The sequence below is a fragment of the Hyphomonas oceanitis SCH89 genome (assembly GCF_000685295.1).
GTDB lineage: Bacteria > Pseudomonadota > Alphaproteobacteria > Caulobacterales > Hyphomonadaceae > Hyphomonas > Hyphomonas oceanitis.
In genome coordinates this window covers 270123-283095 of the sequence record NZ_ARYL01000001.1, presented here as the reverse complement: position 1 = coordinate 283095, position 12973 = coordinate 270123, and the positions used below count along the sequence as shown (strand labels likewise).

The window sequence follows — 12973 nt, the reverse complement described above, 5'->3', positions numbered from 1 at the left end:
GCTCAGTTGCCTGTCGCCGCGACGGTCAGGCGCGTGATGAAGACATCGCCTTCCTCCGCGCCGCGGGTGATCTCGGCATACTGACCGTCTGACAGGCCGATGGTGACGGGCACGGTTCTCAGCGTGCCGTCGCCGACCGGCTGGTAGAGGTCGATGCGGGTCTGCGTCGTGCGCTCATTGATCTTTTTCTGCACCACGGCGAGTTCTTCGCGGCTGAGATTGTCGCGCAGCACCTTGTCCATGCGGGACTGGATCTTCTCGCGCATGCCGGAGCGGTCGAATGTGGCGCCGGCCTCGCCCATGCTGGCGCGAACCTTTTCGAACTCGGCTTTCATCTCATTCTGGATCTTTTCCTTGCGGGCAGGCTCGAGGTCGAGGCCAGCGAGGAGGGCATCAGCCGGGTTGCCGCCCGGGCCGCCGGGCCGCCCGCCGCCACTGCGCGGCGCCTGGTCACTGCCGGTTTCGGACGAGATGACGGTCACGCCCTCGCTCGGTGGGCGGAAGCGGACGGCCGCTTCAGGAATGCGCAGCACGCCTTCACGCTTTTCAGCGGTGATTTCCACGTTGGCCGTCATGCCCGGCAGCAGTCGGCCGGAGCGGTTTTCGGCGGCGATGACGACCGTATAGGTGACAACGTTGGAGAGGGTTTCAGAGGCAAGGCGGACCTGTTCAACGGTGCCCTTGAAGGTTTCGGTCGGGTAGGCATCGACCTTGAACGTGGCCGGGTCGCCGGCATCAATGCCGCCAATGTCGGACTCAACGACCGCTGCGTCGATCCGGATATCGCCAAGATCCTGGGCGATCTGGAAGAGGATAGGCGCAGAGAAAGAGGCCGCGACGGTCTGGCCGACATCGACGGAGCGTTCGATGACCACGCCGTCAATGGGGGAGCGGATGATGGTGCGGTCAAGATCGAGCTGTGCCGATTTCAATGAGGCCTGGCGCTGGGTCAGTGTGGCCTCGGACGAGCGCAGCTGGGCGCGTGATACATCGAGCGACGCCTTGGACACGGCGAGGGTGCGCTCGGCATCCTCAAGCGATGAGCGGGCAATCGCGTCTTGCGCGAAGAGCGATTTGACCCGCTCGTATTCTTTTTCGGATTGCGCATAGCTGGCTTCTGCCGACGCAATATTGGCCTTTTGCACATCGAGGCTGGCGCGGGCGCTGGCAATGTCGGCCTGCGCCGAGGCCACGCGGCTTTCGAACGTTTGCGGGTCAATGCGGGCGATGATCTCGCCTTCCTTGACCTCGGAATTGAAGTCGGCGTCGAGCTCGATGATCTGGCCGGAAACCTGCGAGCCCACCTCGACCGTCGTCAGCGCGCGCACGGCGCCGGAAGCGGTTACAAGACGGGCAACATCCCCGGTGTCGACAGCGGCCGTCTCTACCGTGAAGTCGCCCGCTGCGGCTTTGCCCGGTCCGCGCAGGAACAGGGCCCAGACAAGGAACAGGGCCACGAGGGCACCGAGGCCATACAGAAGTTTCGGGTTAATCTTGCGGATCAATGGACTGCACTCGCTCTCGCATCAGGGTCATGGTCAACACGTCCGGCCAACCTGGAGGGGGCCGGGCGCATGGGCCTTTTTATTTCGGAGCGTTGCAACGCGCCTGCCAGATAAACGACCGGCGCACGTCTTTCCGTCGCTTGGAACTGTAATTCCAGTCAACGATAGAGGGAAAACAGCCTGAAAAGGCGTTTTTGCCTATTTCTTGGGTTCAAGACGGATGATGCCGTCATCCTGCGAGCTGGATTGGGCTGCTTCCGAGTCGAGCAGGGCAGCCTCGGAATCCAGGTTCAGGTTAAGGTCAACACTGGGATCGCCGCCGAAATCACCGCCGCCGAACGTGCCGGAACCGATCAGGCGGGATTCGCTGCTGCCGCCGAGATTAAGGTTCATGGAGCCGCCGGACGATGTGGTCTCGCCTGTGGTCGGGCTCGGGAGGTTCAGATTGAACGAGCCTGCCGCGTTTTCATCCGTCGAAACCGTCTGGACGTCTGCGCTGTCGGAGCCTTGCGAGCAGGCCGTGCCGGCGAGAACAAGGGAGGCGAGGGCGAAAGCAGTGATCGATTTCATGTTCATGCACCTGATCTTGCAGCGGCCATCAGCGGTCCGCAAGCTTCTGTTGCACAACGTCCCAGAAAATGGCGGCACTATCAATGCCGGAAAGGGACTTGATGGCCTGCACGCCGGTTGGCGAGGTGACGTTCACTTCCGTGAGGCGCCCGCCGATGACGTCAATACCGGTGAGGATCAGCCCACGGCGCTTGAGTTCAGGGCCAATTGTTTCGCAAATGCGCATGTCGGCATCGCTGAGATCGGATTTCTCGGCCGTCCCGCCGACGACCAGGTTTGACCGGACCTGTCCGCTCATCGGGCGCCGGTTGATCGCGCCGACGGGCTCGCCGTCGATCAGGATGATTCGCTTGTCGCCCTCGCTGACGGCCGGAAGGAAAGCCTGCACCATGACGGGTTCGCGCGAGCGGGTAAAAAAGACTTCGAGCAGGGAATCCAGGTTGGAATCGTCAGGCTTGAGGCGGAACACGCCTGCACCGCCATGGCCGTAGATCGGCTTGACGATGATATCCTTGTGCTTGTCGCGGAAGGCCAGGATGTCCCTCATCTCCCGCGTCACCAGCGTCGGTGGCATGATTTCGGGGTGGAGGAGGGGAAAGATTTTCTCGGGGCTCGACCGCACGCCTTCGGGATCGTTCACAACGAGTGTTTCGCCGGAGATCAGCTCCAGCAGGTGGCAGGCGGTGATATAGTTGAGGTCAAAGGGCGGGTCCTGACGCATCAGGATGACGTCGACATCCTTTGCAAGGTCGAGCTTGACCGGGTCGCCAAAGACCCCCGGTGTCTCGCGCACACGCTGCACCTTTGCCGGGCGGGCCCAGGCCGTGACCCGGCCCTGCTCATAGGACATCTGGTCCGGCCCGTAGACAAAGAGTTCCGCCCCGCGCGCCTGGGCGACTTCCGCCAGCGCAAAGGTGGTATCACCGTCGATCTTGACGTTTTCCAGTGGATCCATCTGGATCCCGACACGCAATGCCATGTGGCGCCCGCTCCCATTTCATGCGGGCGGCGGCTTTAGTGGCGCACCGGCCCTGTCAGTAACTCACTCCGAGCAATTCGGCATCGGTCTCGGTTCCATATGTAGGGCTCGGCGTCGGATTGTAAGAGGGGGCGGCCTGCGTTGTCGGCGCGGCCGGGCGCTGGACCAGCTCACGGATGCGCACATAGGAGACGACCTGGCGCACGCCGCCGACCACGCTGGCCTCTTCAGCGGCGCGTTTCAGTTCGTCAGCCGTGCGGGCCGTGCCCATCAGGTAGACCACGCCGTCATAGGTCTCGATATTGTAGTTGAGGCTTTTTACCGTGCTCGATCCGATCAGGCGGGCGCGCACGCGGCTGGAGATCAGCTCGTCAGACATGTTGGCCATAAAGCCGCCTGCGGGCTCGATCTTGATCTCGTTGGCAACGTCCATGACCCGTGTCGACGTCCATGCGATGCCTTCGGCCTGTACGCGGTCAGTCGGATCATCGACCCGGCCGGAGAGCAGGACGAGGCCGTTATTCACTTCGACATCAACCTCGCCGAAGCGGTTCAGGCTTTCGGCCAGCAGCTTGGTCTTGATTTCGGTGGAAGCGGTCGTGTCGTCCACGGACTCGCCCAGCGTCTTGTCTTTCGCGGCAGCGAGGCCAACAGCGCTGGCGGCGCCGACGGCCGCAACAGCGCATCCTCCCAGAGGCAGGACAAGGGCAAGGGCGGCGGCGGCAAGTCGCAGGTTCATTCTACACACTCCAGTGGCTGGTGGTCCGGGGACGTCGGAATGACACTGTTCCAGACTTACGGCGAAATTCTGGCAGTCTCCAAGTAAATTGCAGTTCACACTGTGTTTGGGCGCATGTGTGACGGGCCTGAGTGTTTGGGCTGGCTGTGCCTCGGCAGGCATGTTAAAGTCCCACCATAGATACAAGAAGGAATTGAGACCCTGACTTCCAGCGCCCCGCGGACACTGCCCGCAAAGAGTGCCACGATTGACGACATCCGCTTGGTTGCCGAGGCTCTTGCCAAGGCCCTTGAGGATGACAAGGCTGAAGACCTCCTGTTCATTGACCTGGACGGAAAATCTTCCCTCGCCGATTTCATGATCATTGCGTCAGGCCGTTCCGGCCGGCATGTCGCCGCGCTTGCAGACCATCTTTCCCATACGGTGAAAAAGCTGACCGGCCGCCCGGCCAATGTCGAAGGCATGCCCAATGCTGACTGGGTGCTGATCGATACCGGCGACGTGATCGTTCACCTCTTCCGGCCGGAAGTGCGTGAATTCTACAATCTCGAAAAGATCTGGGCCTCCGACACGAGTGCCCATCGCGCCACGCAGCACTAGGCGCCTATGCGCCTGACGCTCCTGTCCGTCGGCCGCCTGAAATCAGGCGCCGAACGCGACCTGTTCGATGAATATGTCAAACGGGCGCTGCCGATTGCGCGCAGCCTCGGTTTCCGTGGCATCGAGGAAATTGAAGTCGCGAGCGGTGGCGGTCTGGATACCGAGGCCGAGCGTATCCTCGCGAAGATACCAGCCGGCGCCAATGTCATCCGTCTCGACGAGTTTGGCCGTAACGTGACTTCGCAGGATTTCGCGAGCCAGCTGGGCCGCCTGCGCGACCAGGGCGTGCCGGATCTTGTCTTCCTGATTGGCGGGGCAGAGGGCTATGGCGACGCCGTGCGGCGCGCCGTGCCTGATATCATGGCTTTCGGGGCGCAGACCTGGCCGCATCGGCTGGTCAAGGCGATGCTGGCCGAACAGGTCTACCGTGCCATGTCGATTCTGGCAGGAATGCCTTATCACAAGGCCTGAAGCTTAGGTTTTGAGGGAAGAGTAAAAGAGACCTCGAAGCTGAAAGGTGGGGGGACGCAGCTTCAAGGTCTCTTTATAGATGTCCAGCGCTTGGGAGGGTTCAGTCGGGAGGGACTTACTGGCCATCTGAGAGTGTTTACGTACAACGCCCGATTTTGGTTCCAAAATAATCAGGAAAAAATCAGCCGGCGTAGAGCGATGGATTAGGGGCGAGCGCCATCATCAAAAGCGCCGTCGCGAGAATCCCAAGAGTCGCTACAGAAACGACCTTCGCAATCACATTTGCCTGACCCATTTGTATCACCCTTGTGTCTCGCCAGTGTCCCAAATGGGGACGTGTCTGCCTGATGAACACATTCTAAACGGAATAGGTTCCATGCGTGGCACGTATGGGGCATTTTAAGGGCAGGCCCGCGTGCGCGATTGATCCGGCGTCCGTGTCGCCCTAGACCTTGTCGCGGGACATTTCGGACAGAAAATGGGACGCAGATGGTCACGGCCGTAAAGGACTTCCTGAAGGTTTACTGGCCGTTCGTGCTGGTGGCCTTGCTTGGTGTCTTCGTCACGCTGATGCTGATGGACCCGGCGCCGCCGAAACACATCAAGTTTGCCGCTGGCGCGCAGGGCGGGGCATATTACGCCTTTGCTGAACGCTATCAGCGCCTGCTGGACGAGCAGGGGATAGAGGTCGAGCTGGTCCAGACGGCGGGTTCGGTGGAGAATTTGCGCCTGCTGGATGAGGGGCAGGTGGATGTCGCGCTGGTGCAGGGCGGGCTGGCAAAGCCGGGCGATGCGGCCATGCTGCGCTCGCTGGGCGGTCTTTTTCATGAGCCTTTCTGGGTGTTCGTGCGCGAAGAGGCGGGCGTCACCTCATTTGGCGACCTGAGATCGAAGCGCTTTGCCATTGGCCCGCTCGGGTCCGGCACGCGTATCCTTGGCGTTGAATTGCAGGACGAGTTTGACGGGACATGGCCGGAGGCCTCACGCAATACACTTTCAGGCACGCCGGCAGCCGATGCCCTGATTGCCGGTCAGATTGATGCGGCGGGTTTTGCTGCATCACCGGACGCGCCTTATGTGCAGACGCTGCTGCGGGCGCCCGGCATTTCCCTTTTGTCTTTTGAGCGGTCCGAGGCGCTGTCACGGCGCCAGCCCGCGCTGGCGGCGGTGACGTTGCTCCGTGGTGTGGTGGATATCGGGGCGGACATTCCGGCGCGGGACGTGCCTCTGGTCGCCCCGGTGGCGCAGCTGGTTGTGGCTAAATCGCTCCACCCGGCCATTGAGGCACTGCTGGTCGATTCCGCGAATGCGATCCACCAGGACGGCAGCATTCTGGCCCCTGCGGGCGTCTTTCCGGATCCGAACTGGACCGATCTGCCAGTCAGCCGTCAGGCTGAGCGCTATTATGAGAATGGCCCGTCCTTCCTGCGCCGCTATTTCTCTTTCGACGTCGCGAACTTTCTGGACCGGGCCTGGATTCTGGCCATCCCGCTGCTGACGTTGATGTTCCCGCTCGTAAGGGTGGCGCCGCCGATCTATCGCTGGCGTGTGCGCCGCAAGATCTACATCTGGTACAAGGACCTGCGCGATCTTGAAGCGCGCGGCCGGGCGATGCCGAGCAAGGAAGAGCGGGTAGAGATTACCGATGCGCTGGAAGACCTGCAGGTCGAGATCGGCGAGATGGATGTGCCGCTCTCCTATACCGACGACCTTTACCGCCTGCGCAACCATGTCGAGTTCGTGAAGCATCTCGTGATGAACACGCGGCCAACGCCCGGGCTTGGTATCTAGGCGAGGTTCGCCTCTTTCACTGCCGACAGGAAGGTGCGCGAGACGGGTGCTTCCTTGCCGGATTTGAGCACCAGCCATAGCTTGCCGTCCTCGCGGCGCGTATCGGCAACGCCGTCTGTTGCCACCCACCATGACCGGTGCACCTGAAGCCCGCCGGCACCTGCCAGTTCCCGCATCGCATCGGCGAGCCGCATCAGGATCAGTTCCTCGCCGCGATCGGTGTGGATGCGCAGGTAGTGGTCTTCAGAGGAAATCGCCCAAATCGCTGCGCCGCGATATTTGACCGGCAGGCGCTCAAGGAATGTGGCCCGCGCGTCGGAGGCCTCGGCGGCGCCGAGCGGCGGGGCGCGCCTTGCCTGCGCTACGACAACACCGCTCGCCACCATGACAAGGCAGACAGCGTAGACATAGACGTATTGGATGAGGAGGCCGGTCGCGCTGAAATACCCGCCCAGCGCCAGGAAAAAGGCGACGAGCGAGATCGTCACCGGAACCGCGATCAGGGCCGCCGCTACGCCAACCCTCAGCGCAACATGCTGTTCTGCAAGGTAGCGCTCGAACGTGGCCGGAATGGCCCAGATCGCCGCTGCGCCCCCGACGCACATGGTGATCAGCCACATAAACAGCCGTAGCGTGAAGGAGCCGCCCGTGTCGTAGACGCCAAACCATGTGAACGCCAAGGATACGCCGATAAAGATGGCGGCCGTTCGCAGGAAGGGGGTCAGGCGGCCCGTCATCGGCTGAAGAATCCTCCTGCATTTCGCGCTTCGTGAACTGTTCTGACTGCATTTCACGCAGGATTCCAGTCACTCCGTGCAAACGCGGTGGCGGGCATGCGGGGAAGGGGAGAGGTGTTGGTCACAACCCGCCCCAAGGAGTTTCCCATGACACAGCCTGCCCCCTCCCGGACCCATCGCCGTCCGTTCCGTGACCAGATCCGGCGCAACAAGACCTGGATCGTCCTGATCATCGCGGTCATCGCCTATCTTCTGATCAGCCGCATGATGCTGGAAGCCGCTGGTAGTCCGCCGATCCGTTTCCGCCTGGATGTCTCGCCGCTGATGCGGTCTCCCTGGGTGCTGAAGGCCCATGTCGCAGGCGCGCTGAGTTCGCTCGCCATCGGGGTGTTCCTGCTGTCTTACACGAAGGGTAGGCGCCTGCACCGTGTGCTTGGCTATACCTGGGTGGTGACGATGGCCGTCACCGCCATCAGCTCGTTTTTCCTGACAGGGCTGAATGGCGACCATTTCAGCTTCATCCATGCGCTTTCCGCCTGGTCGGTGATTGTCCTGCCAATGGCCGTGGCGGCGGCGCGGCGGCATGACATCAAGGCCCACCGCAAGCACATGACGAATATGTTCCTGGGTGGCATGATTGTGGCCGGTCTGTTCACCTTCCTGCCCGGTAGGATGATGTGGTCAATTTTCTTCGGTGTTTGATCCATTCTTGCCTTACTGCAGCAGCAGAACCCCGCTACACATATTGGCAATACGTCAGAAAGGCGGGAGGCAGACATGAAGCGCGCAATGGTCCTGGCCGGCTTGATTGGTCTTGCGGCGTGTCAGGCGCCGGGTCCGATTTCGATCCCCGGCCTTACACGTTTATCCGCCAGCCCCGAAGAGGCGCTGGAAGCTTATTACCGCACACTGCCGGATGATTTCTTCCCGCGCGCGCCAAAAGGCCTGCCGCTTCCGCCCGCCGACCAGCCGATCACGCGCCTTTTGGTCGCGTCCTGCCTGAACGAGGAGGCGGCCGAAGCACCTGCGCTTGAGGAGATCGCGAAAGAGAAGGCCGACCTCTTCCTGATGATGGGCGACAATGTTTATGGCGACATGGACGGCAAGCAGGTGCTCAGCAATCAGGCTGAGCTGGACGAATTGCGCGAGAGTTTCCGCGATCTGGCTGCGCGGCCGGATTTTCAGGCCGTACGCGCCGCCCATCCGATGATGGTGGCCTGGGACGATCATGATTACGGCGCAAATGATGGCGGCAAGGATTTTCCGTTCCGGCGCCTCTCCGAGCGCATTCACGAGCGGTTCTGGGGCCTCGAGAAGCAGGATGTGGGCGCATGGCCGGGCACCTATTATGCCCGCACGTTCGGGCCTGAGGGCAAGCGCACCCAGATCATCATGCTGGACACGCGCTTCTTCCGCACACTGCTGACGCGCACGGACGAATATGGTGCGAAGGGCAAGGAACGCTATGTGCCCTCGGCGGATGTGCGTCAGGACATGCTCGGCACTGACCAGTGGACCTGGCTGGAAAACCAGTTGCAGCAGCCGGCTGACCTGCGCCTCATCGTGTCGTCGGTGCAGGTCGTGCCGACCGACGGGCAGGGCTATGAGTCCTGGTCGCGCCTGCCGCTCGAACAGTCGCGGCTCTATGGCCTGATAGGCGAGACCGGGGCCAAGGGTGTCGTGTTCGTATCAGGCGATCGACATGCAGCTTTCCTCTATCGCAAGGAGGGCGTTCTGGACTATCCGGCCTATGAGCTGACCGCGTCCTCACTCAATGCCTCCTTCTCCGACACGACGGACGAGATGGACATCGCCCAGATCGGCGCTGGATATGCTCCGGAAAATTTCGGGGCGATTGATATTGATTGGGAAACCGGCACGGCTGCATTGTCGATCAAGGCCGATGATGGCGCGACCGTTGAGGAGACCACGGTCAAATTCAAATGATAAAGGCGCGGGACAAGCCCGCCCGCCACCAGGAAGTCGATGTCTGACACCCGTAACGTATTCGTCCTGATTCTTTCCGTCATGATCGTCCAGATCGCGGGAGGACTGCTGAGCATGCTGACGCCGCTCGGCCTTGAGGCGATGGGAACGGGGCCGCAGGCCATCGGTGTGATCGCCGGCTTCAATGCGGCCGGCTACATGATCGGTGCCTGGTCGGCGCCGCGCATGCTGGGGCAGGTCGGCAATATCCGCCTGTTTGCGGCGGCTTCCGCGATGAACGCCGTTGCCGTGCTGGCGCTGTCGCTCTGGCATGATGCCGGCTTCTGGGCGATTGCGCGTCTCGTGCAGGGCGTCGCCTTTGCCTACATGTTCACCAGTATCGAGAGTTGGATGGGCGAGGCCGTGCCCGACAAGTCGCGCGGCAATGTCATGGGCATCTACCATACGGGCGCCAAGCTCTCGCTGATGATCGGGCCTTTCTTTGTGGCCGGCATGTCGCCGCTCGACAGCCGGGCCTATGTCTGGGCCGCGCTTTTCCTGACGCTGGCGCTGGTGCCGGTCTGCCTGACCCGGCAGAAGGAGCCGTCGCCGCCGGATCGCAAGTCGATGCCCGTGGCCGAGCTGTTCCGTATTGCCCCGGCTGCCGTGATTGGCGTGTTCCTGGCGGGGGTGATCAATACCGGCACGCTGGCCCTGCTGCCGATCTATTTCGAAGGGTTCAAGCTGGCGGGTGGCGGCACGGCGGCTGTGGCCATTGCTGGCGCGGCAGCCTGGCTCGGCGGCCTTGTGCTGCAATGGCCCGCGGGTGTGCTTTCCGACCGTATTGAGCGGCGCCTCGTTATTGCCGGCATGTGCACAATGTCTGGCATCGCGTCATTGCTGATCGCCATTTTCGGTGTCGCGCTTGGCGAGATCGGCGTGATTGCCGTGCTCACCGTCTGGGGGGCAGGGGCCCTGTCTTTCTATGGCCTCTGTGTGGCGCATGCGATTGACCGCACGCCGCGCGGCCGGGTGCCGCAGGTCATGTCCGGGCTGCTCTTCGTCTGGGCGGCGGGGTCCATTGTCGGGCCGCTAATGTCGGGCACGGCGATGCGCATGGCCGACCGGGTCGGCCTGTTCGGACTGGCAGGCGTGCTGCTGCTGGTACTGGCAGGCCTGATGGTGCTGCGCGTGAAGCAGCGGGCGGCCCCCACGGAAGCCCAGCAGGAAGAGTGGAGCCCGATAACGCCAACATCGCTCGCCTCGGTAGAGCTTGACCCGCGCAATCCGGAACTTGAGGCCTGAAGCTGCATCCAGATACGCGTACCCAGCCAGTTGTCGGCACGAATAAGCCTGTTATACAGCCCCAACCAATAGCGGGGCGGCACGCGGCCTTCTCGCACGCGACGCAACCATCAGGGCATTCCATATGAATATTCACGAATACCAGGCAAAAGCGGTGCTGAAATCCTTCGGCGCTCCCGTTGCCGAAGGCGTACCGGTCCTCTCCCTCGACGACGTCCAGAAGGCGGTCGATACGCTGCCAGGGCCGCTTTGGGTGGTGAAAAGCCAGATCCATGCAGGCGGACGCGGCAAGGGCAAGTTCGTGGAAGCCGAAGCCGGTGAAAAAGGCGGCGTACGCCTTGCTTTCACGAAGGAAGACGTCCTGGCCCACGCCAAAGAGATGCTCGGCCATCACCTCGTGACCGCCCAGACCAGCGCAAGCGGCAAGCAGGTCAACCGCCTCTATATCGAAGACGGCGCCGACATTGACCGCGAGCTTTATCTCTCGATCCTCGTTGACCGTGAATCCGGCAAGGTGGCTTTCGTCGTCTCGACCGAAGGCGGCATGGATATCGAAGCGGTTGCCCACGATACGCCTGAGAAGATCATGACCCTGCCAGTTGATGGCGGCGTGACCGAAGACGATGCCTCGAAGCTCTGCGATGCGCTGAAGCTGGAGGGCACAGCCCGCACCGACGGCATGAAACTCTTCCCGATCCTCTACAAAGCCTTCACCGAGAAGGACATGGCGATGCTGGAGGTCAACCCTCTGATCGTGATGGAGAACGGCCACCTGCGCGTGCTCGACGCGAAAGTCTCGTTCGACGGCAACGCCCTGTTCCGTCACCCGGACATCATCGAGCTGCGCGACAAGACCGAAGAAGACGAGAAGGAAATCGAGGCCTCTGAATGGGACCTCGCCTATATCGCCCTCGACGGCACGATCGGCTGCATGGTCAACGGCGCAGGCCTCGCCATGGCCACCATGGACATCATCAAGCTCTACGGTGAAGAGCCAGCGAACTTCTGTGACGTCGGCGGCGGCGCCGGCAAGGAGAAAGTGGCTGCTGCGTTCAAGATCATCATGAAGGACCCGAACGTGAAGGGCATCCTCGTGAACATCTTCGGCGGCATCATGAAATGTGACGTCATTGCCGAAGGCGTGATCGCGGCCGTGAAGGAAACGAACCTCGCTGTTCCGCTGGTCGTTCGCCTCGAAGGCACGAACGTGGAACTCGGCAAGAAAATCATCGCCGACTCCGGTCTCAACGTCATCTCCGCCGACGATCTCGACGACGCGGCCCAGAAAATTGTCAACGCGGTTCGCGGCTAAGGAATACTCATGTCCATTCTTATCGATAACAATACCAAGATCCTGACGCAGGGCATGACCGGCAATACCGGTTCGTTCCACACCAATCAGGGCCTGGCTTATTACGGCACCAAGATGGTTGGCGGCATTCACCCGAAAAAGGGTGGCGAAATGTGGAAAGCCGACAACGGCACCGAACTGCCGATCTTCTCGACTGTCGCTGAAGGCAAGGAAAAGACCGGCGCCACCGCGTCCGTTGTCTACGTCCCGCCAGCCGGCGCTGCTGCAGCCATTGAAGAAGCCATCGACGCGGAAATCCCGCTGATCGTCTGCATCACCGAAGGCGTGCCTGTGCTCGACATGGTTCGCGTCAAGGCGAAGCTCGCGAAATCCAAGTCGCGCCTGATCGGTCCGAACTGCCCCGGCATCATCACCGCCAATGAGTGCAAGATCGGCATCATGCCGGGCTCCATCTTTAAGAAGGGCTCTGTCGGCGTCGTTTCGCGCTCCGGCACCCTGACCTATGAAGCCGTGTTCCAGACCACCCAGGTGGGGCTTGGCCAGACAACGGCTGTCGGCATTGGCGGCGATCCGGTCAAAGGCACGGAATTCATCGACATGCTGGAAATGTTCCTTGCCGATGACGAAACAAAGTCCATCATCATGATTGGTGAAATTGGCGGCAGCGCAGAAGAAGACGCAGCCCAGTTCCTCATCGATGAGGCCAAGAAAGGCCGCAAGAAACCGATGGTCGGCTTCATCGCCGGTCGCACGGCGCCAAAAGGCCGCACGATGGGCCATGCAGGCGCGATCGTGTCCGGTGGCAAGGGCGATGCAGAAAGCAAGATTGCTGCGATGGAGGCTGCGGGTATCCGCGTGTCGCCATCACCTGCACGCCTTGGCACGACCATGGTCGAGGTGCTGAAGGGCTAAGTCGCCCTGAATTGTATGAGCCAGGGCGGCCGGTTGGCCCGTCTGGCGAGGCCAGGTTCTGACCGCGTCGGCCGTCCTGCAAAAAGTTCCTGGTGACAGGAACACAGCAAGGTTTCGTTCCTATAT

General features: G+C 61.6%; 13 protein-coding genes. 8 read left to right on the top strand and 5 right to left on the bottom strand.

Going from position 1 to position 12973, the window contains the following annotated elements:
- Positions 1 to 2 precede the first annotated feature (2 nt).
- From HOC_RS01365 to HOC_RS01350, 4 genes are all read right to left on the bottom strand, one after another.
- Positions 3 to 1505, bottom strand: coding sequence for an efflux RND transporter periplasmic adaptor subunit (locus tag HOC_RS01365; RefSeq protein WP_051624404.1), 1503 nt, complete (start codon positions 1503 to 1505; stop codon positions 3 to 5).
- Positions 1506 to 1703: 198 nt separating this feature from the next.
- Positions 1704 to 2075 carry a hypothetical protein gene (locus tag HOC_RS01360; RefSeq protein WP_156950334.1) on the bottom strand — a complete coding sequence of 124 codons (372 nt, stop codon included), beginning with the start codon at positions 2073 to 2075 and terminating at the stop codon, positions 1704 to 1706.
- 28 nt (positions 2076 to 2103) lie between these two features.
- The gene (gshB, locus tag HOC_RS01355; RefSeq protein WP_035535017.1) at positions 2104 to 3054 is read right to left on the bottom strand and encodes a glutathione synthase; all 951 of its coding nucleotides are present in this window, start codon (positions 3052 to 3054) and stop codon (positions 2104 to 2106) included.
- 55 nt (positions 3055 to 3109) lie between these two features.
- Positions 3110 to 3793, bottom strand: coding sequence for a BON domain-containing protein (locus HOC_RS01350; RefSeq protein ID WP_051624403.1), 684 nt, complete (start codon positions 3791 to 3793; stop codon positions 3110 to 3112).
- Between the two features lie 261 nt (positions 3794 to 4054).
- Here HOC_RS01350 and rsfS point away from each other — a divergent pair, with 261 nt between their 5' ends.
- The 3 genes from rsfS (at position 4055) to HOC_RS01335 (ending at position 6655) form a co-directional block, all read left to right on the top strand.
- The gene (gene rsfS / locus HOC_RS01345; protein ID WP_206741390.1) at positions 4055 to 4393 is read left to right on the top strand and encodes a ribosome silencing factor; all 339 of its coding nucleotides are present in this window, start codon (positions 4055 to 4057) and stop codon (positions 4391 to 4393) included.
- A gap of 6 nt (positions 4394 to 4399) precedes the next feature.
- Complete coding sequence (locus HOC_RS01340) at positions 4400 to 4864, top strand: 23S rRNA (pseudouridine(1915)-N(3))-methyltransferase RlmH (RefSeq protein WP_035535015.1); 465 nt, start codon at positions 4400 to 4402, stop codon at positions 4862 to 4864.
- A 489-nt stretch (positions 4865 to 5353) separates the two neighbouring features.
- Positions 5354 to 6655: a TAXI family TRAP transporter solute-binding subunit gene (locus HOC_RS01335; RefSeq protein WP_035535012.1), complete on the top strand. Its 1302-nt coding sequence runs from the start codon at positions 5354 to 5356 to the stop codon at positions 6653 to 6655.
- Here HOC_RS01335 and HOC_RS20910 read toward each other — a convergent pair.
- Entirely contained in the window at positions 6652 to 7392 is a 741-nt protein-coding gene (locus HOC_RS20910) for a LytTR family DNA-binding domain-containing protein (protein ID WP_051624402.1), read from the bottom strand. The genes HOC_RS01335 and HOC_RS20910 overlap by 4 nt on opposite strands.
- Before the next feature lie 147 nt (positions 7393 to 7539).
- On the opposite strand from HOC_RS20910, the gene HOC_RS01325 reads away from it, so the two are divergent.
- From HOC_RS01325 to sucD, 5 genes are all read left to right on the top strand, one after another.
- Positions 7540 to 8094 (top strand): DUF2306 domain-containing protein, encoded by a 555-nt coding sequence (locus HOC_RS01325; RefSeq protein ID WP_241766839.1) that lies wholly within the window; start codon positions 7540 to 7542, stop codon positions 8092 to 8094.
- Positions 8095 to 8169: 75 nt separating this feature from the next.
- The gene (locus HOC_RS01320) at positions 8170 to 9339 is read left to right on the top strand and encodes an alkaline phosphatase D family protein (protein WP_035535007.1); all 1170 of its coding nucleotides are present in this window, start codon (positions 8170 to 8172) and stop codon (positions 9337 to 9339) included.
- Positions 9340 to 9378: 39 nt separating this feature from the next.
- Positions 9379 to 10623, top strand: a complete 1245-nt coding sequence (locus tag HOC_RS01315; RefSeq protein WP_035535004.1) for an MFS transporter — start codon at positions 9379 to 9381, stop codon at positions 10621 to 10623.
- A 124-nt stretch (positions 10624 to 10747) separates the two neighbouring features.
- Positions 10748 to 11935: an ADP-forming succinate--CoA ligase subunit beta gene (sucC, locus tag HOC_RS01310; RefSeq protein ID WP_035534999.1), complete on the top strand. Its 1188-nt coding sequence runs from the start codon at positions 10748 to 10750 to the stop codon at positions 11933 to 11935.
- A 9-nt stretch (positions 11936 to 11944) separates the two neighbouring features.
- Positions 11945 to 12847, top strand: coding sequence for a succinate--CoA ligase subunit alpha (gene sucD / locus HOC_RS01305; RefSeq protein WP_034736184.1), 903 nt, complete (start codon positions 11945 to 11947; stop codon positions 12845 to 12847).
- Positions 12848 to 12973: the final 126 nt, after the last annotated feature.